21 protein-coding genes and 3 tRNA genes are annotated in these 25969 nt (G+C 73.7%); 7 read left to right on the top strand and 17 right to left on the bottom strand.

The window, feature by feature from the left end; genetic code table 11:
- The first annotated feature begins 31 nt into the window (after positions 1–31).
- Complete coding sequence (locus tag ACIQWA_RS37500; RefSeq protein WP_402490764.1) at positions 32–1318, top strand: Ig-like domain-containing protein; 1287 nt, start codon at positions 32–34, stop codon at positions 1316–1318.
- 115 nt (positions 1319–1433) lie between these two features.
- Positions 1434–2969, top strand: coding sequence for an amino acid permease (locus ACIQWA_RS37505; protein WP_402490767.1), 1536 nt, complete (start codon positions 1434–1436; stop codon positions 2967–2969).
- Here the strand turns inward: ACIQWA_RS37505 and ACIQWA_RS37510 are convergent.
- The 3 genes from ACIQWA_RS37510 to ACIQWA_RS37520 all read right to left on the bottom strand — a co-directional run bounded on the left by ACIQWA_RS37510 (position 2920) and on the right by ACIQWA_RS37520 (position 5787).
- Positions 2920–3594 carry a TetR/AcrR family transcriptional regulator gene (locus ACIQWA_RS37510; RefSeq protein ID WP_360231856.1) on the bottom strand — a complete coding sequence of 225 codons (675 nt, stop codon included), beginning with the start codon at positions 3592–3594 and terminating at the stop codon, positions 2920–2922. The two genes, ACIQWA_RS37505 and ACIQWA_RS37510, sit on opposite strands and share 50 nt — an antisense overlap.
- A gap of 109 nt (positions 3595–3703) precedes the next feature.
- The gene (locus ACIQWA_RS37515; protein ID WP_402490770.1) at positions 3704–4897 is read right to left on the bottom strand and encodes an MFS transporter; all 1194 of its coding nucleotides are present in this window, start codon (positions 4895–4897) and stop codon (positions 3704–3706) included.
- Entirely contained in the window at positions 4894–5787 is an 894-nt protein-coding gene (locus ACIQWA_RS37520) for a pirin family protein (protein WP_402490773.1), read from the bottom strand. The genes ACIQWA_RS37515 and ACIQWA_RS37520 overlap by 4 nt, the downstream gene beginning before the upstream one ends.
- 176 nt (positions 5788–5963) lie before the next feature.
- Here ACIQWA_RS37520 and ACIQWA_RS37525 point away from each other — a divergent pair, with 176 nt between their 5' ends.
- From ACIQWA_RS37525 to ACIQWA_RS37535, 3 genes are all read left to right on the top strand, one after another.
- Positions 5964–6533: an NADPH-dependent FMN reductase gene (locus ACIQWA_RS37525; protein ID WP_360231865.1), complete on the top strand. Its 570-nt coding sequence runs from the start codon at positions 5964–5966 to the stop codon at positions 6531–6533.
- A gap of 539 nt (positions 6534–7072) precedes the next feature.
- Positions 7073–7288, top strand: a complete 216-nt coding sequence (locus ACIQWA_RS37530) for a hypothetical protein (RefSeq protein WP_360231874.1) — start codon at positions 7073–7075, stop codon at positions 7286–7288.
- Positions 7289–7436: 148 nt separating this feature from the next.
- Entirely contained in the window at positions 7437–8102 is a 666-nt protein-coding gene (locus tag ACIQWA_RS37535) for a hypothetical protein (RefSeq protein ID WP_402490777.1), read from the top strand.
- Positions 8103–8403: 301 nt separating this feature from the next.
- On the opposite strand, the gene htpG is transcribed toward ACIQWA_RS37535, so the two are convergent.
- Positions 8404–10365 carry a molecular chaperone HtpG gene (htpG, locus tag ACIQWA_RS37540; RefSeq protein ID WP_402490780.1) on the bottom strand — a complete coding sequence of 654 codons (1962 nt, stop codon included), beginning with the start codon at positions 10363–10365 and terminating at the stop codon, positions 8404–8406.
- Between the two features lie 150 nt (positions 10366–10515).
- Positions 10516–12243, bottom strand: a complete 1728-nt coding sequence (locus ACIQWA_RS37545; RefSeq protein WP_402490783.1) for an FAD-dependent monooxygenase — start codon at positions 12241–12243, stop codon at positions 10516–10518.
- Between the two features lie 371 nt (positions 12244–12614).
- Between ACIQWA_RS37545 and ACIQWA_RS37550 the strand changes: the two genes are divergently transcribed.
- Positions 12615–13706 (top strand): DUF5937 family protein, encoded by a 1092-nt coding sequence (locus tag ACIQWA_RS37550; protein WP_402490785.1) that lies wholly within the window; start codon positions 12615–12617, stop codon positions 13704–13706.
- Between the two features lie 76 nt (positions 13707–13782).
- On the opposite strand, the gene ACIQWA_RS37555 is transcribed toward ACIQWA_RS37550, so the two are convergent.
- The 5 genes from ACIQWA_RS37555 to ACIQWA_RS37575 form a co-directional block, all read right to left on the bottom strand.
- Positions 13783–13862, bottom strand: a tRNA-Tyr gene (locus ACIQWA_RS37555).
- 21 nt (positions 13863–13883) lie between these two features.
- Positions 13884–13968 (bottom strand) — tRNA-Ser (locus ACIQWA_RS37560).
- Positions 13969–13978: 10 nt separating this feature from the next.
- A tRNA-Gln gene (locus ACIQWA_RS37565) sits at positions 13979–14050 on the bottom strand.
- 242 nt (positions 14051–14292) lie between these two features.
- Entirely contained in the window at positions 14293–15159 is an 867-nt protein-coding gene (locus ACIQWA_RS37570; RefSeq protein WP_402490866.1) for a serine hydrolase, read from the bottom strand.
- A gap of 146 nt (positions 15160–15305) precedes the next feature.
- Complete coding sequence (locus ACIQWA_RS37575; protein WP_402490787.1) at positions 15306–16253, bottom strand: LysR family transcriptional regulator; 948 nt, start codon at positions 16251–16253, stop codon at positions 15306–15308.
- Positions 16254–16396: 143 nt separating this feature from the next.
- Here ACIQWA_RS37575 and bla point away from each other — a divergent pair, with 143 nt between their 5' ends.
- Positions 16397–17371 (top strand): class A beta-lactamase, encoded by a 975-nt coding sequence (gene bla, locus ACIQWA_RS37580; RefSeq protein ID WP_402490790.1) that lies wholly within the window; start codon positions 16397–16399, stop codon positions 17369–17371.
- 334 nt (positions 17372–17705) lie between these two features.
- On the opposite strand, the gene ACIQWA_RS37585 is transcribed toward bla, so the two are convergent.
- The 7 genes from ACIQWA_RS37585 to ACIQWA_RS37615 all read right to left on the bottom strand — a co-directional run bounded on the left by ACIQWA_RS37585 (position 17706) and on the right by ACIQWA_RS37615 (position 25860).
- Entirely contained in the window at positions 17706–18863 is a 1158-nt protein-coding gene (locus ACIQWA_RS37585; RefSeq protein WP_402490793.1) for an IS701 family transposase, read from the bottom strand.
- Positions 18864–18916: 53 nt separating this feature from the next.
- Complete coding sequence (locus tag ACIQWA_RS37590) at positions 18917–21217, bottom strand: Helicase associated domain protein (RefSeq protein ID WP_402490796.1); 2301 nt, start codon at positions 21215–21217, stop codon at positions 18917–18919.
- A gap of 28 nt (positions 21218–21245) precedes the next feature.
- On the bottom strand, positions 21246–21953 hold the full coding sequence (locus tag ACIQWA_RS37595; protein ID WP_402490798.1) for a helix-turn-helix domain containing protein: 708 nt from the start codon (positions 21951–21953) through the stop codon (positions 21246–21248).
- The gene (locus ACIQWA_RS37600; protein ID WP_402490801.1) at positions 21940–22224 is read right to left on the bottom strand and encodes a helix-turn-helix domain-containing protein; all 285 of its coding nucleotides are present in this window, start codon (positions 22222–22224) and stop codon (positions 21940–21942) included. Before ACIQWA_RS37600 ends, ACIQWA_RS37595 begins: the two co-directional genes overlap by 14 nt.
- Positions 22225–22585: 361 nt before the next feature.
- Positions 22586–22834 carry a hypothetical protein gene (locus tag ACIQWA_RS37605; protein WP_402490803.1) on the bottom strand — a complete coding sequence of 83 codons (249 nt, stop codon included), beginning with the start codon at positions 22832–22834 and terminating at the stop codon, positions 22586–22588.
- Positions 22835–22933: 99 nt separating this feature from the next.
- Positions 22934–23443: a hypothetical protein gene (locus ACIQWA_RS37610; protein ID WP_402490806.1), complete on the bottom strand. Its 510-nt coding sequence runs from the start codon at positions 23441–23443 to the stop codon at positions 22934–22936.
- Between the two features lie 128 nt (positions 23444–23571).
- Entirely contained in the window at positions 23572–25860 is a 2289-nt protein-coding gene (locus ACIQWA_RS37615; RefSeq protein WP_402490808.1) for a hypothetical protein, read from the bottom strand.
- Positions 25861–25969 lie beyond the last annotated feature (109 nt).

Below are 25969 nucleotides of genomic sequence, written 5' to 3' on the forward strand. Positions count from 1 at the left end.
AGCTGACGGCGAACACCGAGAGGGAGCAACTGTGAGCACTGTTCGAGCGGCACGGGCCGCGATACGCACCGACGAGCGTCTCCACCGCGGGGCGGTGGCGCTGGCGATGGGCGGGGTCCTGCTGATGTCCGCGGGCTGCGGCGACGGCCAGGACAGGAGCGCTGATGCCGCGTCCGCTGCCTCCGCCCCCTCCACTGCTTCCGCTCCCTCCACCGCCTCCGGTGCCTCCGGTACTCCCGGCGGGGCGGCCGCCGCGGCGACGCCGAGGACGTCGAGCGCCGTGCTGGACGTGCAGCCGAAGGACGGGGCCCGGGACGCCGCACCGACCGCGCTCCAGGTGTCCGTCTCCCACGGCACGCTCACCACCGTCGAGGTGGCCGACAAGGACGGCAAGCCCGTCCAGGGCTCGATCACCCCGGACGGCACCGGCTGGAAGCCCGCCGCCTCGCTCGCCCCCGGCACGGCGTACACGGTCAACGCCCGGGCCAAGGACGCCGACGGCCTGGTCTCCGCGGCCACCAGCGCCTTCACCACCGCCTCGCCCGGTAAGCAGATGTCCGCCAACGACAACATCTCCGACGGCCAGACCTACGGCGTGGGCATGATCGTCAAGGTGGACTTCGGCGGCAAGGTCGTGAACAAGAACGCCGTCGCCAAGGCCATCACCTTCGAGACGGACAACGGCACCGAGGTGAAGGGCCACTGGTTCGGCGACAACCGGATCGACTTCCGGCCGGCGGACTACTGGAAGCCGAACACCAAGGTCACCATCCACTACCGGTTGAAGAACGTCGAGATCGCCCCCGGGGTCTGGGGCGACATCGACAAGGACGAACCGTTCACCATCGGCCGCTCCCAGGTCTCCACCGCGGACGCGGCCACGCACCAGCTGACGATCGTGCGGGACGGCAGGACCACCACCGTGCCCGCCACCCTCGGCGACGAGCAGCACCCCTCCTGGGGCGGAACCATGGTCGTCATGTCCAAGGAGATCGTCACCCACATGAACTCCCAGACCGTCGGCATGGGAAACGAGTACGACATCCCCGCCGCCCCGCACGCGATGCGGCTGACCAGGAGCGGCACCTACCTCCACGGGAACTACTGGTACAAGGGCGACCCGTTCGGCAAGGCCAACACCAGCCACGGCTGCGTCTCGCTCAAGGACGTGGAGGGCGGCAGCGACACCTCCCCCGCGGGATCGTTCTACAACAGCTCGATGATCGGCGACGTCGTCAAGGTCGTGAACACCAAGGAGAAGACCGTCGCCCCCGACAACGGCCTCGGCGGCTGGAACCTCCCCTGGGCCAACTGGTAGCACCCGCCCGGCCCTCGGGTGTCCACGCCTCGGTCGGAGCGGACCGGGGGCTTGATCATGACGGGTGATCGGGGCCAAGATCTCCCCCGGTTGGATCACAACGGGGGGAGCCGTGATGTCCGAGGACCGGTCGGTCGGACGTGGACTGAGACAGCGCCACATCGCCATGATCGCGCTGGGCGGTGCGATCGGAGCCGGGCTGTTCGTCGGCTCCGGCGTCGGGATCGCCGCGGCGGGGCCCGGGATCGTGGTGTCGTACGTGGTGGCCGGGGTGCTCACGGTGCTGGTCATGCGGATGCTCGGCGAGATGTCCGCCGCCCGCCCCGGCTCCGGGTCGTTCGCCGCGCACGCCACCCGCGCCTGGGGGCCGTGGGCCGGGCTGCTGGCCGGCTGGATGTACTGGGCGCTGCTGGTGGTGAGCGTGGCCGCGGAGGCGATCGGGGCCTCCCGGATCGTCGCGGGGTGGCTGCCGCAGGTGCCGGCCTGGGTGTGGGTGGCGGCGTTCATGGCGCTGTTCACCGGGACGAACCTGGCGGGTGTGCGGCACTTCGGCGAGCTGGAGTTCTGGTTCGCCGGGGTGAAGGTGGCCTCGATCTGCGCGTTCATCCTGCTCGGCGCCGCCGCCGTGCTCACCGGCCGCACGCCGGCCGCGGAGAACCTGACCGCGCACGGCGGCCTGCTGCCGCACGGCTGGCACGGGGTCGCGGTGGGCACGATCGCGGCGGTGTTCGCGTACGGCGGGCTGGAGACGGTGACCATCGCCGCCGCCGAGTGCGCGGACCCGGTGGCCGCGGTGCGCCGGGCGGTGCGCACGGTGCTGTGGCGGGTGGCGCTGTTCTACATCGGCTCGATGGCGGTGATCGTCGCCGTGGTGCCGTGGGACGACCCGGCGGTCGCCGGCGGCCCGTACGCGGCGGCGATCGGCCGGATCGGGGTGCCGGGCGCGGCGCAGCTGATGAACGCCGTCGTGCTGGTGGCGCTGCTGTCGGCGATGAACGCCAACATCTACGGCTCCTCGCGGATGCTGCACGCCCTGGCGGCCCGCGGTGACGCGCCGCGCCTGCTGACCGGCCGTGGCCGGTCGGCCGGGCGCGGTGGGGTGGGCCGGGGCAGCGAGGCCGGTGCGCGCGGCGGGGCCGGTGCGGGCGGCGGGGTCGGTGGCCCGGTCGGGGCCGGGCGGGCCGTGCTCGCCTCGGCCGCGTTCGGTTTCGGCTCGGTGGTGCTCAGCCTGCTGTGGCCGCGGACCGTCTTCCCGTTCCTGCTGAACTCGATCGGGACGGCGATCCTGGTGGTCTGGATCCTGATCGCCGCCTCCTACCTGCGGTTGCACGGCCGGCGGCGGCGCACGGACGGGCCGGGGCAGGCGGCCTCGATGCGGGGCTTCCCGTCCCTGGGCTACGTGGCGCTGGCGGCGATGGCCGGGGTGCTGGTGTTCATGCTGGTGGACCCGGGCAGCCGCAGCCAGGTGCTCTGCACCGGCGCGTGGACGGCGGTGCTGCTGGTGGTGGCCGGGCTACGGCGGTACCGGCGCGGGCCGGCCGCCGGTCCGGCCATGGCACCGGTGGCGGCAGCGGCGGCCACGGCACCGGCCGCCGCCGTGGTCACTGCTCCCGTGCGTACCGGGCCAGGAACAGGTCGACCCCGGAGCTGATCATCCGGTGCAGCTCGGCCTCGTCCAGGTCGGCCTCCGGGCGGAACGTGCGCACCAGCTGGGGCACGCCCACCGTGCAGGCGACCAGTTGCTGCACGGCCAGCGCCGGGTCCTCCACGGTGAGCACGCCGCGGCGGTCCAGTTCGGCGAAGGCCTCGATCAGCGGGCCGTTGTTCATGTCGTAGCTGACCCGGTACCAGAGCTGGCCCAGCTGCGGGAAGCGGTCGATCTCGCCGATCACCAGCCGGCGCAGCGACATGATGTCGGGGCGCAGCAGGATGCGGGTCCAGTCGAGGGTGAGCGTGATCAGCGCGGAGCGCAGGTCGTCGGCCTCGGCGATGGTGGAGTTCCACGGCTTGAGGTCCTCGTAGGTGGTGGGCAGTATGCCGCCGATCACCGCGAGGAAGAGCCGTTCCTTGTTCCCGAAGTGCTTGTAGATGGTCGCCTTGGAGACACCGGAGCGCGCGGTGATGGCGTCCATCGAGGCGGCGGAGTAGCCCTCCTTGAGGAACTCGACCAGGGCCGCGTCGATGATGGCCTGCCGGCGGCGCTGGGCGGCGTCGACCGGGCTCGGGATGATCGGGATGCCGAACTCGTCGATCGGCTGGGGGGCGTCGGCGGCCATCGGGTTCTCCTCGGGGCGCTCAGGGGGAGACGGTACGGGCCAGTATATGAAACTGAACGGTTCGGTCGGGCCCGGTCGGGCCCGGTCGGGTCTGCGCGCGGCGGGCGGGTCACGGGCCGAGCCCGGCGATCCGCTCGGCGAGTACGGCCAGTTGCGGGCCGAGCGCGGCGCCGAGCAGGAACACCAGGTTGAACAGCCCGATCGCCTCCGGTCGGCGCTGCGGTGGCACGGCCTCGGCGGCGGCGCCGGTCAGGACGCCCTGGCCGCCCGCATTGACGCAGGCGCTGGCTCCGGCGCCCAGCAGCACCAGCGGCGTCCAGGGGCCGAAGGCGGCGAGCGCGAGTGCGGTGAAGGAGACGCCGAGCAGCAGGCCGGTGGTGCGCCGCGGGCCCAGCCGGGGTGCGGCGCGTACCAGCGACCAGGAGAGCAGCGCGCCGGTCAGGGTGGCGAGGGAGCCGACGGCGCCGGTCTGGACGGTGCTCCAGCCGGTGAGTGCGGCGGCCCGCCGGGGTGCGCCGTAGACCAGGCCGAAGTTGACGGTCGCCAGGACCAGCATCACGGCGGCGACGGCCCGGAAGCGCGGCACCGTCAGGGCGTCCAGGCCGAGGAACGAGCGGCGTGCCGTCTGTGCGCCCGGGTCCCGCGCGGGCTCCCGTACCTGATCCCGTGTCGGCTCCGGCTTCGGTCCGGCGCAGCCGCGCAGTACGGCCGGCAGTACGGCCAGGGTCAGCACCGGCAGCACCAGGCAGGCCCGCCAGCCCAGCCCGGTCGCCACCGCGGCTCCGATGAACAGTCCGGCGGTGCCGCCCGCCGCGCTGCCGATCGCGACGACCCCGGAGGCGCGTCCGTCGGGCTGACGCGCGGCCAGTTGGAAGGCGGCGACGTTGAACCCGGCCGCGCCGACCGCCTGTAGGGCGCGCCCGGCGACCAGCGGGCCGAGGGCTGCCCCGGCGGCGAGGGTGAGCAGTACGCCGAGCAGCAGTGCTCCCGCGGAGGCGAGCAGCAGTGTCCGGGGGTTGCGCCGTCCGGCGGTGGCGGTGAGCAGCGGGGTGCCGAGCATCATGCCGAGCCCGTAGCCGCTCATCAGCCAGGCGGCGGGGCCGGGGCCGGTGTGCAGTTCCCGCGCGATGGCGGGCAGGACGAGGCTGGGGCTGGAGAGTCCGGCGGCTCCCGGGGCGGCGAGCGCCGCGAGCGGCAGGCCGGTCCGGAGCGACCCCCGTACGCCCCGGCCGGTGCTGCCCGTCGGTGGCTGGGCAGGGGGCGCGTCGGCCCCTGCCGCCGTGTTCGGTGCTCCCGGGCTCATTCCGGGATCCGCCCGAACTTGCCGTTGGAGAAGTCGAGTTGGGCCTGCCGGAGCTCGGCGGCGGTGTTCATCACGAACGGGCCGCCGCGGGCGACCGGTTCGCCGATCGGCTCGCCGGCCAGGACCAGTACCTCGGCCGGTCCGTGCGGTGCGGCGACGGTGATCCGCTCGCCGTCGTGGGCCAGTACCGCGAGTTGGCCGTCGGCCAGCGGCGCGTCGGGCAGTTCGGCGGTGCCGGAGAGTACGTAGACGGCGGCGTTGTGGCCGGTCGGCACGGTGAAGTCGGCCCGTCCGCCGGTGGGCAGCACGGCGTGCGCGAGCAGGACCGGCAGGTGTGTCTCGAAGGGTCCGGCCACGCCGTGGCTGCGGCCCGCGATCACCTTGATCCGGCTGCCGTCCTCGGTGTGCACCACGGGGATGGTGTCGGGCCCCTGGTTCTGGCTGCGGGCCGGGAGGTCCTTGAGCCGGGCGGGCAGGTTCACCCAGATCTGGAGCATGTGCTGGCGGCCGCCGTGGGCGAGCAGTTCGGCGGTCGGCTCGTTGGAGTGGACGATGCCGGCGCCGGCGGTGAGCCATTCGACCTCGCCGGCGACGCTGGTGCCGCGCCGGCCGGTCGAGTCGGCCCAGTCCATCGAGCCCTCGATGAGGTAGGAGACCGCCTCGAAGCCGCGGTGCGGGTGGGCGGGGGCGCCCTTGGCCTCGCCGGGGGCGAGCAGCAGCGGACCGGTCTGGTCGACCATCAGGAACGGGTCGAGCATCGGGAGTTCGGCCACCGGGAACGGGCGGCGGACGGGGAAGCCGGCGCCCTCGAAGGTGTGCACGGGGTCGATGACGGTGGTGGTCGAGCGGACGGGGGCGGTCTGGGCCGCGGCGAGCTGGGTCGTCGTCATGCCGAAGACTGAACTACACGATTCAGTTCAGAGTCAAGACTGAACTGTCTGGTTGACGCATTGAACTGAACGGTTTAGGTTTCTCGGCGTCGGAGCGACCACCGCCGGGCCTGGCCTGGCTCGGCCGCCACCCCCACCACGCCCACAGCCACACGCACACCGCAAGGAGCACCGTCATGAGCGCGTCCAAGGTCTTCGCCATCTCCGGCTCGCTTCGCGCCGACTCGCACAACACCGCGCTGCTGCGCGCCGCCCGGAAGATCAACCCGGCCGGCATGGAGATCGAGATCTACGACGGCCTGCGCGAGATCCCGCCGTACGACTACGACCTCGACCACCCCGGCAAGCGCCCGGCCGTCGTCGAGGAGCTGCGCCGCAAGGTCACCGAGGCCGACGGACTGCTCATCGCCACCCCGGAGTTCAACTACTCCGTCCCCGGCGTCCTCAAGAACGCCCTGGACTGGCTGAGCACCGACTGGACCAAGAGCGAGGGCGTGCCGCTGCACCGCAAGCCCACCGCGATCATGGGCGCCGCCCCCACCAACTTCGGCTCCGTCCGCGCCCAGCTGGCGCTGCGCCAGGTCTTCGTCTGGACCGACAGCGACGTCGTGGTCAAGCCCGAGCTGGTCGCCTTCCGCTCGCACGAGCGCTTCGACGAGCAGGGCGAGCTGACCGACGAGGGCACCATCGGCATCCTCAAGGACCTGCTCGCCGCCCTCCAGGGCAAGATCGACGCCCGCGCCTGAGGCCCCTCCCCCGGACCCCACCGCCCCCACGCGGCAAGCAGCCCCGCCGAGCACTGAGCGTGCCCGGCGGGGCTTCGCCGTGGCCCGGCGCGACGCCGCTCGGCGCTCGGCGCTCGTGGCGCGACGCCGCTCGGCCAGCGGCCCGGCGCTCGACCGCGAGAGCGGAATGCCACCCACTGACGCCACCCGCTGACGCCACCCACTGGCCGCTCCCCCCCCCGGCGACGCCGGGGCGCCGGGGGCGCCGACAACGGCGGCGCCGGGGACGCGCTCCTCAGACGGCCGGGTCGGCGACGGCGAGCAGGCCGAGGACGGCCGCCGGGAGCGGTCCGTCGGCGGAACGGATCAGGTTCGCAAGATCACCGCGCTGCGCCGCAAGGGCAGCCGGGGGGCGAGCCGGACGTCGTCCCGGCGGGGCGGCCGATGGGCCGAACGTCCGCCGGCCGGAGCGCGGCGGCGGGGCGGCACGTACGGGACGGGAAGCGGTGGCGGCGGATCGGCGGCACCCTTGGTAGAGAAGTCCGACCAGGGAGGTAGCCATGGGCAGCCCGATCGAAGGAAGCGACCCCACGAGCGAGACGAACACGGACGCCAAGGCGTCCCCGCGACGGCTGTTCACCGGAGCCGAGCGGCCTTTCGACCCCGAGGACCTCGTCATGGCCTCCGGGCACGACCTCACCCCCGCACGGGTCGAGTGGGCCAGGCAGCAGATCGAGCAGAAGGGCGCCGCCGCGCTCGAACGCTACCTGCCCTGACGAAACCGGGCCCGGGACCGTTCACGCGGCCACAGGCTCCGGGCATCGGCCCAGCGGCCGGCGACCGGCGACACCGCGGGCGGCGCCGCCGTGCGCCTGAGTACGCGTACTCAGGCGCACGGCCTGCCGGTCGGATGAGTATGGGTGGATGAGCGAGGGACGCCGCGGGCGGGCGAGAGCGAAGCAGTTCCTGGGCGGCATCGGCGTCATCATGATCGTCGCCCTGCAGGCGTCGGGTTCCGGTGTGCCGGCCACATGGCGGCTGCGGCGGCTCGCCCGCTCCAAGGACGTCCGGCAGGCCTGCGCGGACACCGGGGAGCAGCTGAGGGCACGGCTGGCGGCGATCGGGCGGACGTACGGGCTGCGGCCCGTCCTCAGCCAGACGATCGACCACTGCACGCGGGCCTCACGGGTGAACCTCCTCCCCAACCACGCCACCAGGAGCGGGGCCTCGATGACGGGGCACCTGCGGATCACCGCCTACTTCGCGCCCGAGGCGTCCGTGGAGCGGGCGGTCCCCGAGCTGATCGAGCGCCTGCCGCCGAGGCTGCTGTACCGGGACACCTACGCCCCCAAGCCCGAGCCCGACAGCCCCGGCCCGCACACCGCCCTCGACGGGGACGACCACGTCACCGTGGACTGGGACATCCCGGGCGAGCGTCTGATGACCCTGTGGGCACCGTCCCGCAACGACCGGCACACGGTGTGGCAGCAGTCCTCGACGGAACCGCCCGGCCTGCCCCTGGAACAGGTCCGGCAGGTCCACGGCCCTCTCATCGCCTGGACCCTCAGCGCCACGTACTACGCGCACTAGGAGACATCCGTCCCGGGTGTGACGGCCGTCGAGCGGCCCCGGCGGCGCGTACCGGGCCGGGCTCGCGAGCAAGCGCCCTGGCCCTGCGGCGGCGGCCGCCACTGGGTGGGCGGCGTCGGTCGGTGGGCGGACTGCGGTGTGTCCGGACGGGCGGGCATACCGGCGGTCCGCGCCGATGCCCAGGGAGCGCGAGACCCCGATCACGGACAGCGGGATGATCCCGCTCCACGCCAGCGTGCGACACCGCCGTGCGGCGGCCGGCCCGGGGTACGGCCGGCCGCCGCGGTGACGGGCTGCGGGGTTACAGGCTGTGGGTGAGGTGGTCGGTCAGGAGCCGGGTGAAGCGGGCCGGGTCGGGCAGGTCGCCGCCCTCGGCGAGCAGGGCGCTGCCGTGGACGAGTTCGGCGATGTCGGCCAGGGCCGGGTCGTCGGACTTCGCCCGGTGGGCCCGGTGCAGGGCGGTGACCAGGGGGTGGGTGGGGTTGAGCTCCAGGATCCGCTTCACGGGGGGCAGTTCCTGGCCCATGGCCCGGTACATCTTCTCCAGGGTGGGGGTCAGGTCGTGGGCGTCGCCGACCAGGCACGCGGCGGAGGTGGTGAGCCGGGTGGAGAGGCGGACCTGCTTGACGTGCTCGGCCAGGGTGCCCTGCAGCCAGGTGAGGAGGTCGGCGAAGTCCTCCTCGCGCCGGGCCTTCTGCGCCTTCGCCTCGTCGTCGCCGTCGGTGTCGGCGTCGTCGCCGAGGTCGACCTGGCCCTTGGCGATGGACTGGAAGCGGTGGCCCTCGAAGGCGGGGACCTGGTCGGTCCAGACCTCGTCGACGGGGTCGGTGAGGATCAGGACCTCGTAGCCCTTGGCGGTGAAGGCCTCCATGTGCGGGGAGTTCTCCACCATCTGACGGTTCTCGCCGGTCAGGTAGTAGATGGTGTCCTGGCCGTCCTTCATCCGCTCCACGTACTCGCGCAGCGTGGTGGCCTTCTCCGGGTCGGCGGTCGAGGCGGCCGAGACCAGCGGCAGCAGCGCGTCGGTGTTGTCGCGGTCCTCGATCAGACCTTCCTTGATCACCCGGCCGAACTGCTCCCACGTCGTGGCGTAGGCCTCGGGGTTGGTGGCCTGCATGTCCTTGAGGGCGGCGAGGACCTTCTTGACGAGTCGCCGGCGGACCGCGGTGATCTGGCGGTCGTGCTGCAGGATCTCGCGGGAGACGTTCAGCGACAGGTCGTGGGCGTCGACGACGCCCTTGACGAAGCGCAGGTAGTTCGGCATGAGCGCGTCGCAGTCGTCCATGATGAACACCCGCTTGACGTACAGCTGCACGCCCCGCTTGGTGTCCCGGGAGAACAGGTCGAACGGCGCGTGGGCGGGGATGAACAGCAGCGCCTCGTACTCGAAGGTGCCCTCGGCGCGCATGTGGACGGTCTCGGCCGGGGGCTGCCAGTCGTGGCTGATCTGCTGGTAGAACTCGTGGTACTCGGCCTCGGTCACCTCGCTGCGCGGGCGGGCCCACAGGGCCTTCATCGAGTTCAGCGTCTCGAGCGCGCCGGCGGGTTCGGCGCCGTCCACGGCCTCGTCCGCGGCCTCGTCCGCAGCACCGTCCGAGGCGGCGGGTTCGGCGGCCATGCGGATGGGCCAGCGGATGAAGTCCGAGTACTGCTTGACGATCTGGCGGATCTTCCACGCCGCGAGGTAGTCGCCGAGACCGTCCTCGCCGTCGGCCGGCTTGAGGTGCAGCGTGACCGAGGTGCCCACCGGCAGGCCGTCGACCGGCGCGATCGTGTAGGTGCCCTCGCCGTCGGACTCCCACGCGGTGCCCTGCTCGGTGCCGGCGCGGCGGGTGTGCAGGGTGACCTTGTCGGCGACCATGAACGCCGAGTAGAAGCCGACCCCGAACTGGCCGATCAGGTTCTGCGCCGCTTCCGCGTCCTTGGCCTCCTTGATCCTGGCCAGCAGGCCGGCGGTGCCGGACTTCGCGATGGTGCCGATCAGGTCGACGACGTCCTCACGGGTCATGCCGATGCCGTTGTCCCGCACCGTCAGGGTGCGGGCCTGCCGGTCGACCTCCAGGGTGATGTGCAGGTCGGAGGTGTCGGCCGCGAGGTCGGTGTCGGTGAGGGATTCCAGGCGGAGCTTGTCGAGGGCGTCGGAGGCGTTGGAGATCAGCTCGCGCAGGAAGATGTCCTTGTTCGAGTAGATCGAGTGGATCACCAACTGCAACAGCTGGCGGGTCTCCGCCTGGAACTCCAGCGTCTCGGTCGGGCTGGCCACGAGGGGTCTCTCCTTTTCGTGTTCGTGCGCACCACGTGGTGACCAGGCAAGGATACGGAGGCCGGCGGTGCTCGGCGAAGGCCGGCCGGTGACGGCTGCGGCCCGGGTCAGCCGCGTTGCACGGGAAGGCCTGTCGCGCGATCGCCGGGATCACCGCGCCCCTGGGGTGCGGAAGACGCGGGCCAGGTGGGCGGTCAGGCCCTCGGCCGTGGGCGGGTGGAGGCGGGCGCCCAGGTAGCCGTCCGGGCGGATGACGAAGGCCGTCGGGCCGCCCTGGGTCGCGTAGGCGCGGGCGAACTCGCCGCGGGTGTCGCGGTACACCGGGAGCTGCGTCCCGCCGGCCGGGTGCCGTGCGCCGTCGGCGAGGATCACGCAGGAAGATGCCTGATGATCGGTCAGTTCGCTTGCGAGGGAGGCGAGTTCGTCGAATCGGGCGGTCGGCTCCCGGCCGGTGCCGTACAGCAGCAGCACGTGTTCGCCGACCCGCAGCACGTCGTACAGGCGCTGCGGGTAGGTGGCGATCTCCCCGGTGAGGCCGGCGCAGTCGGGGGCCCGGTCGCCGGGGCGGGGGGCCGGCCCGGCATCGGCATCTGCGTCGGCGGCGGCATCTGCGTCGGCGGCATCGGCATCGGCATCGGCGTCCGGGGGGCCGACGATCGGGCTGTCCCGGTAGCCGACGAGCAGTTGGGCTTCGCGCAGCAGCAGGGTCGCCGGGTCCTCCGGGTCGGCCTGGACGCCTTCGGCGGCGTGTCGGACGGTGCGGCCGACCACCTCCTCGCCGACCGGGCGGCGTTCGGCGTCGTAGCTCGCGAGGAGGTCCTGCCGGGCGCCGCCGCCGATCGTGAGGGCGAGCTTCCAGGCGAGGTTGTAGGCGTCCTGGATGCCGGTGTTCATGCCCTGCGCGCCGGTGGGCGGGTGGATGTGCGCGGCGTCCCCGGCGACGAGGACCCGGCCCTCCCCGTACCGGTCCACCAGCCGGTGGCTGATCCGGAAGACCGAGGACCAGCGCATGGCGGAGGCGGTGGTCGGCTGCGGGGAGAGCCGGTCCAGGACAGCCTGGACGTCGGACAGCGCCGGGCCCCGGCCGGCCCCCAGGCCGTGCGCGACGCCGGAGGCGGCCGGTGCTGCCGACAGCCCGGGCGGCACCGGCATCGACATCCGGTAGCGGCCCCGGCCGGGCAGCGGGATGCAGACCAGCAGGTCGTCGACGCGGCCGTCCTCGGCCCGGTGCACGGCGCGCACGCCGTAGCCGGAAGGCAGGTCCCAGTCGACCTCGACGTCGGCCAGCATGTACTCCTCGGGAAACGCCCCGCCCCGGAAGCCGAGCCCGAGCCCCTTGCGGACGGTGCTGTGCGCACCGTCGCAGCCGATCAGGTACCGGGAGCGGACCTCCTCCTCCCCCTCGGGGGTGGCCAGGCGGCTGGTCACGCCGTCGTCGTCCTGGGTGAACGACACCAGTTCGCTGCGGCGCTCGATCCGGCCCCCGAGGCGGATCAGGTGCTCCTCCAGGATCCGCTCGGTCTCGTACTGGGGCAGCGCCGCGAAGCCGTACGGCACTTCGGGCGGCAGCGCCAGGTCGGTCCGGAGCTGCTCGGTGCCGTTCTCGTAGAGCAGTTGCCCGCGCATCGGGACGGCGGCGTCGAGCGCGGCCCGCACCAGCCCCATCCGGTCCCAGATCTCCAGCGTGCGCGGCTGGACTCCGACCGCCTTCGCGAACGGCAGCCGCTGCGGCAGCCGTTCGACGAGCCTGCATCCGATCCCCCGCCTGCGCAGTTCCACGGCTGCGGTCAGGCCGACCGGTCCGGCGCCCACGACGAGTACGTCCACTGGAAACCTCCCGGGTGCGTCCCGGTACGTCCCCCCTGGTCCACTTCCCATGGTGGCGGGCCGGGCGGGTGACGGCGACCGCGCCCCGGCCCCGGCCCCGGTACTGGCCGGCCCGTGGGCGCGGGGCCCGTCAGCCCTGGGCGCTCAGCCAGCGGCGGAAGGCGAAGCGCAGGCGGCCGGGGGCGGGGCGGCCGGCGACCACCGCTTCGAAGCGGCGGTGGTCACGGGCCGCCCGGAGCACCGCGAGGTCGTGGGTGCCAGGGGCGGGGCCGGTTCGGCGTGCTGGGCGGCGCGGTAGCTGTCCAGGAGGTGCTGCTGCAGTGCGTTCATGCGCCCACCGTGCACCACGGCCGCCCCACCGGTCCCGCCGATTGACGACCCCCGTCAAATGACGTGATCAGCGGGCCCGGCACCATGGAGGGGTGAGCGTGACCATTGACATCACCGGACTGCCGCACGAGCGGATCGCCTTCCACCCCTCGCCGCTGGCCGAGCTCGGCAACGCGCTGCACGTGCTCGCCGAGCCCGCCCACCACCCCCGCCTGCACGCGTGGACGACGGCGACCGCCGGCACGCTCGAACCGGAACTGGCCGGCCGGATGCTGGAGGCCGACTTCATGTGGCGCTCGACGCGCTCCGACCTCCTGATGCCCGCAAGCCCCCGGCAGACCCTCGCCGAGGAGCTGGACGACCTCGACCGGATGCCGGACGAGAAGTTCGTCGGCGCCGCCCTGGAGATCTCCTGCAGCACCAGCCACTACCCCAAGGGCCTGCCCTCGCCCCTGGTCGACGCGTGGTCGCGGCGCCGCGCGCTCGACCTGGCGGCGGCCCGCGGCCCGCACCAGGCGGCGTTCGTCGAACGGATGCTCAACGACCCCACCGGCACCCGGGCGTGGATCCGGCGCCTCCTGGAGGACTGCGACCGGGCGTTCTTCGCCGACACCTGGCGCCGGGTCCGCGTCCAACTCGCCGCCGACGCCCGGCAGAAGACCGAACTGCTGCGCCGCAAGGGCCTGGCGGAGGCCCTCACCGCGGCGTCACCGGCGCTGAGCCTGGAGGAGGACGAGTACGGCAGCCGCATCGTCGTCGACAAACTCCTGCACGGGCGCACCGACGCTCGCGACACCGCCGTCACCCTGCTGCCCAGCGTCTTCGGCTGGCCGCACCTGTTCACCCTGTACGGGCCGGGCTGGCAGCCCGTGATCCAGTACCCGGCCGCGGCCCACGAGATCGGCGGCGCCGAGCCGGTGGAGACGGTCAGGCTGCGCCTGGACGCGCTGACCCACCCGATGCGGATGAACCTGTGCCGCAACCTGGCGCGCGCCGCGTACTCGACGAACGAGCTGGCCGACGCGTACGGCCTCACCGCCCCCGAGATCTCCCGCCACCTCGCCGTCCTGCGCAAGGCCGGGCTGCTCGTCACCCGGCGCCGGGGGCGCTACGTCCTCCACAAGCTCGACATCTCCGTCGTGGCCCGGATCGGGAGCGACTTCCTGGAGTCGGTGCTGCGCTGAGGCCCGCCCGGCGCCGGGGTCGGCGGGCGGTGGTGCATGGTGCGTGGTGCGTGGTGGTCGGTGCACGGTGGTCGGGTGGGCGAGGGCGGATTCGAACCGCCACAGCCGAAGCGGGGGTGTTACAGACCCTTGGGCTCTCCAGTGCCCAGCTCGCCCGTCGAACTGCTCGGTGGTGCGCGGAGAGTGCGCGGATCGAACGCGCGCGGGCTGTCACCCGACGACGGCTCAGCAAGCCGCTGCCTTACCACTCGGCCAACTCTCCAGGTACTGCGCTGCCGGACGAGGATTCGAACCCCGATCGCCTGATCCAGAGTCAGGTGTGCTGCCAGTTGCACCATCCGGCACGGTGGGCGGCACACGAAAGGGCCGCCCGGGCGGGGACACGGCCCCGGGGCGGCCCGGCGAAAAGCCGGTCAGCGCGCTACGAGGACGTCCCGGTGAACCGGTGACTGGAGGAGCGCTGATACGACTGGACACGGGTGGTGGTGTTCACGGCGGCGCTCCTTCCTGGGCCTGTGCGGCGCGATGTGCCCACTGTGCCGGACCCCCGGCGGCGCGGACAACCGGTTTTACGCCGACAACCGGTCTATCCGGCCCGACCGGCGGTGGCCGCGCGGGCCCGGAGGGCGTCGACGGCGAGGCGGGCGGTGGTGCCGATGGCCGCGTCGGCGGCGGGCAGGGTGATGGTGGTGGCCGCGGCGCGGGTGAAGACGGCCAGGGCGTAGCGGCCGCCGTCGGGGTACTCGACGACGCCGACCTCGTGGCGCAGCGTGGGGAGGGTGCCGGTCTTGCCGTGGACGCGGACGTCGTCGAAGGGGAAGCCGGAGGCCAGCCGGTGCGGCCAGACCTGGAGGCCGAGGAGGCGGCGCAGGGCGGCGCCGTGGTCGCCGGGGCAGGCGTCGCCGTGCCAGAGGGCGGCGAGCAGGGTGGTCATGTCGCGGGGGGTGGTGTGGTTGGTGAAGGCGGGGTCGAGGACTCTGAGGCGGGCGACGACGGCGGGGTCGACCGGGGAGTCCGGGCCGGTGTCCTCGGTGAGGGCGGCGCTGAGGTCGCGGAGTTTGTGGACGGCGACGGTGCGGGTGAGGCCGAGGTCGGCCATGGTGCGGTTGACGGCGTCGAGGCCGATCTCGTCCCACAGGGTGTCGGCGGCGGTGTTGTCGCTGACGGCGGCGGTGAGGTAGGCGAGGTCGCGCAGGGAGAGGCGGGCGGGGTCGAGCATGGCGGAGAGGCCGGTGCCGCCGGGGGTGCGGCCGGTGGCGGGGACCTCGACCTGCCGGGTGAGGTCGATCCGTCCGGCGGCGGCCTCGCGGTAGAGCGTCACGAGCAGGCAGACCTTGTGGACGCTGGCGGTGCTGACGGCGGTGTCGGCGCCGAGGCCGATCTCGGCGCCGGTGTCGAGGTCGCGCGCGTGCAGCCAGCCGGTGACGCCCGCGTCGGCGAAGGCCGCAGTGATGCGGGTGCGCGCGGCACGGCCGTGCGGGGTCCGGTCGGCGGCCGGGCGGGCGGCGGGCGGGCGGTCGGCTCCGGTGCGGACGGCGGCCGGGCGGTCGGCTCCGGTGCGGACGGCGGCCGGGCGGTCGGCTCCGGTGCGGTCGCTGGTCACAGCGGGAACTCCATTGCGGGCCGGGGGTAGAGCGGGCGGTGGGGCGGTTGGGGCAGCAGGCCGCCCGGTCCGGTCAGCGCCTCGTGGGCGGTGTGGGCGAACAGCCGGACGGCGGGCCCGCCCCGCCCGGCCGGCCAGGCCGTGGAGGTCCGCCAGGCCAGCGGGGTTCCGGTGAGCGGACGCCAGACTGTACCCGGTGGCGGCGCGGTGCGCGGCACCAGGGCGATGGCGCTGCCGGTGAGCACGAGCGCGCCCGCGACGTCGGGCCCCGGCGGGTCGACCACGGCCTCGGGGGTGCAGCCGTGCCTGGTCAGCGTGGTGAGCACCTCGTCGTACAGGGCCGGCGCGGTGGCGCGCGGGAAGAGGACCAGGCGCAGGCCGGTGAGTTCGGCCACCGCGAGCTCCGGGCGGTCGGCGTACGGGCTGCGCTCGGCGAGCAGGACCCCGAGCGGCTGGTGCAGGACGGGGCCGAAGGCCAGTCCGTCGGCCGGGCAGGGGTGGCGGACGACGGCGACGTCGACGGTGTGCTGGGTGAGTTCGCGCACCACGGCCGCCACCGGCACCTCCCGCAGTTCGAGCCGGGTGCCCGGGGAGGCGGCCTCGAAGCCGGTGAGCAGCGCGGCGAGGGTGGCCGGCCCGAGGTCGGGCGGGACGGCCGCGCGCAGGGTGCCGGCCCGTCCGCTGCGCAGGTCGGCGGCGGTGGCGAGGAGGCGGGCGGCGCTGTCCAGCGTCGCCTCGGCCTCGGCGAGCAGCAGCCGGCCCGCCGGGGTGAGGTCGACGCCGCGCGGGCCGCGGTCGAAGAGGGTGACGCCGAGTTCGCGTTCGAGGCGCTGGATCCGCTGGGAGAGCGAGGGCTGGGCGATCCGCAGGCGCTCGGCGGCGCGGCCGAAGTGCCGTTCCTCGGCGACGGCGCGGAAGTGGCGCAGGTGCCCCAGCAGGTCCATGGCCAGCCATCATAGGTGTTTTCTTATCGTCCACTTCACGATTGCGGTCTTGGACTGGGGAGTCGGCGGCCTGGTTGGCTGAGCGCGACGGCGCGACCGCACCGGCGCGGCCGTGACGGTACGAACCACCTGGGAGAGCACTGATGACGTCCGACCTCCACCGCCCCCGCATCGCGCTGCCCGCCGTGGCCCTGTTGGCGGCCGCCCTGATCGGCGGGTGCGGCGGGGCGGGCAGCACCTCGACGGCCTCCGGCGCGGCGGCGGCTGCGACGGCCTCGGGTGCGACGGCCTCCGGCGGGTCGGCGGCACCGGTGGCGGGGACGGCCCCGGCCGATGCGGCGGAGACCTCCTTCGCGGCGCTGGAGCAGCGCTTCGGCGCCCGGCTCGGCGTGTTCGCGGTGGACACCGGCAGCGGCCGGGAGATCACCCACCGGGCCGACGAGCGGTTCGCGTTCGCCTCCACGATCAAGTCGCTGGCCGCCGGGGCGCTGCTGCGGAAGGCGTCCGACGCGGACCTGGACAAGGTCGTGTCCTACCGCCAGGAGGACGTGCTGGAGTGGGCGCCGGTCACCTCGCAGCACGTGGCCACCGGCATGAAGCTGCGGGACCTGGCCTCCGCCTCCATCCAGTACAGCGACAACACGGCGGCCAACCTGGTCACCGCCGAGCTCGGCGGCCCGGCGGCCGTCCAGAAGTCCCTGCGGGACCTGGGCGACTCGACCACCAGCGTCGACCGCACCGAACCCACCCTCAACGAGGCCACCCCGGGCGACACCCGCGACACCAGCACACCGCGGGTGCTCGCCACCGACCTGCGCCGCTACGTGCTCGGCGACGTCCTCCCGCCGGACCGGCGCGGGCTGCTGACGGACTGGCTGGTCGGCAACACGACCGGCGGCCCGTACGTCCGCGCGGGGGTGCCCGCCGACTGGAGGATCGGCGACAAGACCGGCAACGCGGGCTACGGCACCCGCAACGACGCCGCCGTGGCGTGGCCGCCGGGCGGGCGCGCGCCGATCGTGATCGTCGTCCTGTCCGACCGCGGCAAGGCGGGGGCCAAGTCCGACGACGCCCTGATCGCCGAGGCGACGAAGACCGTCGTCAGCACCCTCGGCTGACGTCCGCAGCCCGATGATCCCGCCCCACCCGCCGGGGCGGGAGTTGGGGCGCGTGGGGCCCGGGCCGCGGCGGGTCTGCGCGACTGCTGCCTGGGCCCCGCGCCACCGTCGGCGCTGACGTCCGGGCAACCGAAGCCCTAGTACTGCAACGGTGCTTAACCTGACGTGGCTTCAGCTCTCGGGCTGTGGCCTCGTCTCTTGTAGTGGCTGGTCCGGGCCTGGTGTTGGCGTCTGCGGCGCCAGCGGGACCAGTGCAGAACGTGGTCAGCACTGCGGTGGACGGGCCGGGTGAGATGCATGATCAACCGGCGGATCTCGGGGAGGGTGAGGGGTATCAGGCCTGGCGTTCGAGCGGGTCCGGCCCCTTTTCGAGGTGCTGGGCCCGCATGACCGTGAGGTAGGCGTGGGCAGCCATGGCGAGGGTGATGTGCCGGTACCAGCCCGGGTGGCGGCGGACCTGGTAGTCGTCCAGGCCGCACTGGCCCTTTGCGGTCTGGAAGCACTCCTCGATCGCCCAGCGGGCGCCCGCAACGCAGATCAGCTCGTTGAGTGTGGCCTCGGCGGGCGCGTAGGCGATGTAGTAGGCGATCTTCGTCGGGTCGGTGATGCTGCGGCGGGCCAGGACCCAGTGCTTGCGGTCGGGGCGGTGCCAGGGCCGGACCTCCACGCGGGCCCAGTCGTAGATCCGCAGGCCGTGGGCACCCTCGCCGCACGAGCGGCGCTTCCACTTCTGCCGGGGCAGGTCGGCCATCAGGTCGTGCAGCCGATGGTCCATGGCCCGCCGGGTGACGACGGTGTCGTGGCTGGTGGTGGCCACGACATGGAAGATGTCCGCCTGCTCCAATTCGTAGCGCCAGCCCTTGCTGTAGCCGTAGCCCGCGTCCGCGGTCACCCAGCGGAACGGAATCCGGTCGTCGATCGCGCGGCGGACCATCGCCCTGGCGAGCTGGACCTTGGTGGCGAACTCGACCTCGTCGCCGATCCCCGCGGCCCTGCAGCGGTCGCGGTCGTCCGTCCAGGACTTCGGCAGGTAGAGCGCCCGGTCGATCAAGGTCCGGCCGAGCTTGCCTGAGTAAGCGAGGAAGACCCCGACCTGGCAGTTCTCGGTACGGCCGGCGGTGCCGGAGTACTGACGCTGGACCCCGGCCGACCGCGTGCCCTTCTTCAGGAAGCCGGTGTCGTCCACGATCAGCACGCCGCCCGGGTCCGCCAAGTGCTCGACGACGTACTCACGCAGGTCGTCGAGCACCCCGTCGGCGTCCCAGTCGATCCGGTTCAGCAGCCGCTGGATCCGGTCCGGGCCCCCGTGACCGGCCTCCTCGGCCACCGTCCACCCGTTCTTGCGCTCCAACGGCGCGAGCAGGCCCCGCATGTAAGCCAGAGCCGACTCCCGCGACTCACTTCGCGCGAACCGGTCGGCAAACCGCTCATGCAGGCCGGTCAACCCGTTTGACCAGCGACGAGCATCAACCTCGGATATGTCCCCACCCATGAACAGCCCAACGAGCAAACCCGATAGCCGTCACGGTAAGCACCGTTGCAGTACTAGGTTCCGGCGCGGGCCGCGCGGTCGGGGAGGGCGTCCAGGAGGGCGGTCTGCTGGTCGGTCAGTTGGCCGGCGGTGCGGGCCTTGTCCTGCTTGCGCAGCCAGCTGCCGGGGCGGAAGGCGGGGTCGTCGCCGAGGCCGGTGCGGTTGGCGGGGCCGGTGAGGGGGCCGCCGGCGGCGAGGTAGGCGAGCAGGCGGCGGTAGGAGCGGTTCCAGTCCGGTTCCAGGCGCCACAGTTCGTCGAGCGCGTCGAGTGCGGCGGCCTGGTCGGGGGTGAGGCCTTCGGCCTTGCGCTGGCGGCGCATCCAGGCGCCCACCGCGTAGTCGTCCAGCTTGGCGGTGGCGGGGATCGCGAGGTGGCCGTGGACGCGGTGGAAGGCGGCGGCGTGGGCGTGGCCGCGTTCCCAGGCGTTGGCGTGCTTGGACCAGATCATGCCGAGCGCGTCCAGCTCGCCGGCCCGGGCCGCGTCGAGCAGCCCCTGGCCGGCCAGGTGGCGCTGGCGGGCGAGCCAGGAGATCAGCTCCGGGTGCTTCGCACGGTCGGTGGGGTCGAGGTGGCCGTGCGAGCGGTGGAAGGCGGCGGCGACGGCGTGCATGCGCTGCCACTCGGTGGCGCGTGGGTTGAACGCCCGCAGTTTGACGGTCCGCAGGATCCGCTCCGCGTGGCGCCGGGCGTCGATCCGCAGCCAGCCCGCCGTCGGCTCCACCGGCGCCGGCCGCTCGGCCTCCTCGGCCCCGGCAGTGCCGGCACCGTCCCCGCCGGCCGGTGTCGTGGTGGTGTGCCAGGGCTGGGCGCGGTGGGCGCGCAGCTCGGTGATCCGGCCCACCACCCGGGCGTCGTGCGCGGCCAGGGCGCGCAGGACCCGCCAGATGGTGCGGAAGGAGGAGGCCTCGATCTCGGCGTCGGCCTCGGCCAGTACCGCCTCGCCGGCGTCGCGGACCTGCGCCGGGTCGGCGGCCGCCGGGTCGTCGCCGATCTCCGGCGTCGGCAGGTAGACCGGGATGACGACCCAGGAGACCTTGCCCTGCCGGTAGGACTGGCGCAGGGCCCGGCCGACGGCCTGGACGATGTCGATGACCGAGCTCTTGGGGTCGGCGAAGCAGACGGCGTCGACGGCGGCCACGTCGATGCCCTCGGTCAGCAGGCGGGAGTTGCAGAGGATGGCGCACTCCTCGCCGTCCTCGCCGGTGGAGGCCCTGAACTCGGCGAACGCGGCGCGGCGCTCGCGCAGGCGGTCGGTACCGGCCACGGCCCTCGCCCGGATCCGTTCCGGACGGTCCGCGTCGGGCAGCAACCGGGCGGCCGCGGGCAGGGTGTTCGCGAACTCCCGTGCCCCGGACACCCGGGAGTGGAAGGTGATGACGCGGCGCAGCTCCAGGTCGGCGACCGCGCGCAGCACCGCGATCTGCAGGGCCAGGCGCAGGAGTTCCTCGTTGGTGCGCTGGGAGCGCAGGTCGGCGACGGCGGGCAGGTTGAGCAGGTCGCGCAGGTCCTCGTCGGTGACGACGGGGACGAGGACGCGGTAGTCGGCGAGGTAGCCGTGCTCGATGCCCTGGGCGAGGGTCCAGGTGTGGACGGTGGGGCCGAAGATGCGCTCGTCGTCCATGGAGCACAAGGCCGGCAGCACCGAGGCGCTCCCGCCGTCGGCGTCGGTGTCGGCGGTGAGGTCGGCGGTGAGGTCGGCGGTGAGGTCGGCCAGGCCGTCCTCGGCCCGGCGGTCGTCGGCGATCCTGGGGGTGGCGGTGAAGTAGAGTCGGCGGGCGGCGGGGACGCGGTCGTCGTCGTGGACGGCGGCCCACGCCTTGCCCTCGGAGCCGGCGGTGCGGTGGGCCTCGTCCACCACGACCAGGTCCCAGGCCGGGAGCCGGTGCAGCTGGTGGGTCTGGACGATCCGCTCCAGTGAGGCGTACGTCGCGTAGACGGTGACCGGCTCGCCGGGCCGGGCGGCGGTGACCAGGTCGGTGATCCGGGCCGCCTGGGTGGTCACCTCGGCGTGGACGCGGCCGCCGGCCTCCGCGCTCTCCAGTGCCTCCTCCCGCGAGCACGCCGCCACCGCCAGGCCCCGGCGCCCGCCCCGCAGCGACCACGACTGCGCCGTCTGCTCCAGCAGTTCGATCGTCGGCACCAGCACCAGGACCGAACCGCGTGCGGCCAGGCGCCGGGCGCAGGCGGCGGCGATCAGGGTCTTGCCGGAGCCGGTCGCCGCGACCAGCGTGGCCCGTCCGCCGGTCCGCACGGTCTTCACGGCGGCGGCGACCGCGTCCTTCTGGAACCGGTGCAGCGGCAGCGGGTTCAGCACGGCGCCGCTTCCTCGGCGCGTCCGGTGCTCATCGGCGCTCTTCGGGGACCCAGGCGCGGACCTCGAGGTAGGCGATGTCGGCGTCGGGGACGGCGCGGCCGGTCTCCACCAGCCAGGCCCGCATCGCCTCAGTGACGTCGCCGTGGTGGTCGGCGACCCGCCGGGACCACTCGGCGGCGTCGAACCCGCCGGTGGAGGCGGAGCCGTAGGTGCGCTCCTCGGTGCCGTCCGAGCGCGGGACGAAGCCGCGCCGGATGCCGCCGGAGTCCTGTTCCGATCCGGCGGAGTAGACGTACTGGTCGGCCTTCATCCGGACGGTGAAGGCGAGGCGGCCGCCGACCCGGCCGGTCTCGTGGACCACGGGCGCCAGGTGGGAGGCGCCGGACCTGATGGCCTGTTTCCCGGCGCGGCCGGCCATCGACCCGCCGGCCTCGCCGACGGTGTCCTTGCCGCGCACCCGGGCCTTGTGACCGGCCCTGGTGCGGCGGCGGGTGGTGTTCGCCCCGGCGATGGCGGTCAGTGCCTCGGGGTCGCGTTCGCCGCCGCGCACCGCCTGCACCAGCTGGCGCAGTGCGCCGACCATGCTCGCGCCCTTGCCCTTGGTGAAGAACTGGGAGACGAGCGAGGCGTCGCGGCCGAGCAGGCCGGCGACCTGGCGTTTGGTGAAGCCCTGGTCGAGCAGCTGCTGGGTCAGCCAGGCGGCTTCGTTCGGCCGGGACGGGTCAGCGGGACTCATCGGTCACCTCCGGCTGTGCCGCCGGGCGGGGCCAGGTGAGCGACTGGGTGGCGTGGGTCGGGCCGGCGAGCAGGTCCAGCGGCCCCATGCCCCAGTGCCCGGCCAGGGCGTCGACCTCGTCCAGGGTCCACGGCTGGGCGCCGGACTGACGGCGCGAGACCTTGTCCTGGGTCAGCCCGACGGCGTCGGCGAGCTCGCGCTGACTCTCCCCCGTGCGCTGCCTGATCGCGGCCACGGTGAGCCGCAGGGTTTCCAAGGTACTGAACACCACGTCACGCATCCTATCCATGAGGAATGGGTATTTTCCATTCCTCATGGATAGGACCCCTCGATTGAGGGGCGGAGCATGCCGGGGTTGACGAACGGCGCCGCCCTGGGCTCACGTCTCGCGCACTGGCGCCCGCGAGCAGGGGCGAGCTAATATTGAACGCGTTCAATATTCCTGCGACGATATCGCCCGCAGGAGGGAACAAGGGGGGCAGGTACCGATGGGGATGGTGCTGAGAGCCGAGAGCGTCCTGGTGTGGTTCCTTCGCGCGGCAGCCGGATACCTGATCGCCCTCGCGTGCGGCTGGGCAGCGGTGGTCGGCGGGTTCGCTCTCCTCGGAGGGGTGGACGGGGAATTCGCCGCTCTAGGACTGGCCCTGCTGTTCTTTGTCGGCTTCCCGTCGCTGGTCCTCCTCCTGCTGTCCGCCCCGATACGGGAGGGCGAGTATCACAGGCCCGTGCTCGCCGTCGCGCTGTCGGGACCGGCGATACTCTTCGGGCTCTTCGGCGGCTGGTGGTGGCTGATCGGCCTGATCCTGTTCCAAGCCGGCTTCGTCGGCTTCCTTCTGCCGTCCCCACGCCTTCGGCTCACCCGTCGGCGCGGTCGCCTCCACCGCTGGCCAGGACGTCCTTGCGCGGCCGCGCAGGGGTGCCGCCGTCGGGACGGGAACGGGCCTGCTCGGCCGCCTCGTCGACGCGGTCGCCGGCGGCCGTCAGGAGTGAAACCCTCCCACCTGCACCGATGCGGTTCCGTGGAGGACGTGGCCGGCCCGGCGCTCCTGTTCGAGTCGCTGAGCGAAGACGTCCAGGCCGACGGGGCCCAGTTCGATCAGGCCCGGCGGCCAGGTGTCCGGTGGCACGAGGATCACCACGGCGGCGCCCCGACCCTCGGCGGCGCCCCGGTCCTCGGCGGCGGACAGCCAGGCCGGTGACGTCTCGACGCGGGTGTCCGGCTCCCAGTTCTGGCGCCCGCCGACCAGCGCGAGGCGCTTTACCCGGCCGTCGTCGACCTCGACGACGGCGCTGGTGTCCGGGGGCTCCCCCGCCGCGAGCGTGAAGCCGCTGTCGAGCGCGGCCTCCACCAGCTCCGGGTACAGGTCCGGCCCGACCTCGACGATCAGCTCCGCGAACGGCGGCCCCTGCGCCACCTCGCGTACCGCCAGCGCCCACACCATCGGCGCCCGGGCCCGCTCGCCGTTCTCGCCGTCCTTGTCGTCCTCCACGCCGCTTCAACGAGCCACCGGCACCGAGGACCCGGCCTTCGCGCCCCCTGGCAGACGGCCCGGGCCGGTCGGCCGTACCTGCTGGTCCCCCGTTCCCTCAGCCGTGACGTGGGTGCGGGCGGCTGGGCTCACTGCTGCTCGTTCCCCTTCGCGGCGAGTTCGGCGCGGCCCCGGGCGCGCAGTTCCAGGTACTGCTCCTGGCTGGTGGGGTGCGGGACGGGGCCGGTGAGGTGGCCCTTGAGGAGGTAGTCGCCCGGCTCGCCGCGGTAGGGCCATGGCTGGCGCTCGGTCAGCGCGATGCCGTCGGTGCCGAAGTAGACGACGGTGCCGGGCCTCGCGTGCAGGGCTCCGGCGTGGCCGATGACCTCCTTGCCCTGGCGGTACTTCATGTCCAGCAGCGCTGCCCGCGCCCCCGACCACACGTACGCGGCCCACTCGGGGTGGGCGTACGGGTCCCGGGAGAAACCGGCCTGGCGCTGCCAGGTCACCACCGTCCCGTCCTGGCCGAGGATCTCCACCCCGGCCGGGAGCGCCTCCCCGACGGGCGTGGTGCCGGAGACCAGGCGCGGGCGCTGGGCGAAGCCGCCCAGACCGAACAGCAGCACGCTGCGGACGGCGCGCGAGGCGAGGTAGGCGGCCTGGCGCTGGCGCTCGTCGCCGTGGACGCGGGAGAGGTTGGTCAGCTCCGCCCAGGCCGCCTTCAACCGCTTGCCCCACTCGTCCAGCGGCTTGCCGTCCTCGAAGAGCAGGCCGCCCAGGACCTCGATCCGCCACGGGGCCAGGTGGTTGGCGAGCGCGAGGTGGACCTCGGCGCCGCCCGCCCAGGTGGTGAAGGTCGCGCCGGGCTCGGCGGGGTAGACCCAGGCGCGGTCCCCGGTGACGGGGGCGGGCAGCAGGCCGACGTGGTTCCAGCCGGCCGGGACGGTGACCCGGATGTTCCAGTGCGAGCAGGACATCAGGGCCTTGGCCTGCTCCTGCTCGGTCATCGCGGCGAACGCGGCGGCGGTGATCCGGCGCGGGGTGCCGACCGGCGACTTCCACAGATGCTTGGCGTAGGCGAAGGTGCGGTCGTACTCAACGAGGGCGGGCAGCTGCTCCGGGACGCGCGGGGGCAGGATCAGCTCGGTGCGCCCCTGGCCGCCGGTGGCGTGCAGCAGGCCGCGCAGTTCCTCGGACAGGACCGGGTAGCCGCCGGCCCACCTGCCGCTGGTCGGGACGGTGCGCGACCACAGGTCCCGGCCGGTCTGGCTCGGGGAGCCCATCAGGACCGCGTCGTCCCAGTGGCGGCGCAGCGCCTGCCACAGCAGCGTGAACGCCTGACGGCAGGTGACGACGTCGGCGCCGTCCGGGTCGAACCACTCCCCCATGCTGCGGATCTCCGTGACCGGGCCGTCCGGGGCGGCGGCCGGGGCGTAACGGCCGACGGGCTGGCGCTGGTGGACGAAGTGCCCGGCGAGTTTGTCGCGGCCGGAGCCGACGGCGGTGGTCCACCGCTCGGACGGGGTGTTGAGCCAGGCCGCGACCGCGTCCTTGAGGGTGGAGTAGCGCTCGGCGCCGTCGTGCCAGGGGGCGCCGGCGGTGATGTAGACGCGCTCGGTGCCGGGCGCGGCGGCCAGGACGGCGTCCAGGACCTCGCCCGGGGTGCGGGCGCCGAGGTCGAGCCGCACGGTCCGGTCGCGGACGGCCAGCTGGCCGGTCGCCGCGTCCAGGAACACCGTGGAGCGGGCCTGCTGGGTGAAGTTGGGGCGCTTGGAGGCCAGGCCGGTGGTGACCGCCTCGAACCGGGCGCCCGCCGGGCCCTCGGGGAGGGTGGGCAGCTCACGTGGCCCGGCCTCGGCCACCGGGCGCGGGGCGACGGCGACCGGCGCGACCGGATGCTGCCCAATGGCGCCGGGGATCGATGTAGTGGTGCGGTCGGAGGCGGCCTGTACGCCGGGTTCTGTCTCCCCGGGGGCCGATGTGGCCGACCCTGTCTGCAGCACGGCGAGTTGCTCGGCGCCGACCTGGTCCTCGACCTCGGTCGGCGCCTCGGTCACCGGGACGGCCGGGGCCGGGCGGGTCAGCGCCGGGGCGACCGCAACGGCAGGCTCGTCGACCGGCTCGGCCTCCGGCACCTCGGGCGCCGAAGTCGGGCCGGCGGCCTGGTCGTCGGTCCTGGCGGTGCGGACGGCGGCCGGGGTCGGGTCCAGCAGCGGGGCGATCCGTACGACGTCGCCGACCGACAGGCCCGAGGCCTTCGCGATCGGCGCGGCCTGGGCGCCCTCGTAGCCCGCGAGCCCGGCCACCTGTCGCGCACGCTGGGCGGTGAGCTTGTCCAGCTCCTTCCGCGCGGCCGCGACCTGCTTCTCGGCGGCCGCGATCCGGGCGCGCAGCTCGCGCAGGCCGGCCAGCTCGGTGGTGTACGTCTTGCGGTCCATCAGGCCTGCTCCCCCTCGCGGCCCGTCCCGCGCACGCCGGTGGCCACCGGCTTCCCGACCGTCGTCACGAACACACCCACAACCCCGCCATGCCTCTTCACGTAGTCCA

Source organism: Kitasatospora sp. NPDC098652 (genome assembly GCF_044760155.1).
Classification (GTDB): domain Bacteria; phylum Actinomycetota; class Actinomycetes; order Streptomycetales; family Streptomycetaceae; genus Kitasatospora.

Excerpts from the sequence above, each read along its gene's own strand:
- ACIQWA_RS37615 (WP_402490808.1), bottom strand. The coding sequence starts at position 25,860 with ATGGACCGCAAGACGTACACCACCGAGCTGGCCGGCCTGCGCGAGCTG.
- ACIQWA_RS37595 (WP_402490798.1), bottom strand. The coding sequence starts at position 21,953 with ATGAGTCCCGCTGACCCGTCCCGGCCGAACGAAGCCGCCTGGCTGACC.
- ACIQWA_RS37530 (WP_360231874.1), top strand. The coding sequence starts at position 7,073 with ATGGGCAGCCCGATCGAAGGAAGCGACCCCACGAGCGAGACGAACACG.
- ACIQWA_RS37575 (WP_402490787.1), bottom strand. The coding sequence starts at position 16,253 with ATGGACCTGCTGGGGCACCTGCGCCACTTCCGCGCCGTCGCCGAGGAA.
- ACIQWA_RS37505 (WP_402490767.1), top strand. The coding sequence starts at position 1,434 with ATGTCCGAGGACCGGTCGGTCGGACGTGGACTGAGACAGCGCCACATC.
- ACIQWA_RS37510 (WP_360231856.1), bottom strand. The coding sequence starts at position 3,594 with ATGGCCGCCGACGCCCCCCAGCCGATCGACGAGTTCGGCATCCCGATC.
- ACIQWA_RS37545 (WP_402490783.1), bottom strand. The coding sequence starts at position 12,243 with ATGGGAAGTGGACCAGGGGGGACGTACCGGGACGCACCCGGGAGGTTT.
- ACIQWA_RS37585 (WP_402490793.1), bottom strand. The coding sequence starts at position 18,863 with ATGGGTGGGGACATATCCGAGGTTGATGCTCGTCGCTGGTCAAACGGG.
- ACIQWA_RS37535 (WP_402490777.1), top strand. The coding sequence starts at position 7,437 with ATGAGCGAGGGACGCCGCGGGCGGGCGAGAGCGAAGCAGTTCCTGGGC.
- ACIQWA_RS37520 (WP_402490773.1), bottom strand. The coding sequence starts at position 5,787 with ATGACGACGACCCAGCTCGCCGCGGCCCAGACCGCCCCCGTCCGCTCG.
- bla (WP_402490790.1), top strand. The coding sequence starts at position 16,397 with ATGACGTCCGACCTCCACCGCCCCCGCATCGCGCTGCCCGCCGTGGCC.
- ACIQWA_RS37515 (WP_402490770.1), bottom strand. The coding sequence starts at position 4,897 with ATGAGCCCGGGAGCACCGAACACGGCGGCAGGGGCCGACGCGCCCCCT.
- ACIQWA_RS37525 (WP_360231865.1), top strand. The coding sequence starts at position 5,964 with ATGAGCGCGTCCAAGGTCTTCGCCATCTCCGGCTCGCTTCGCGCCGAC.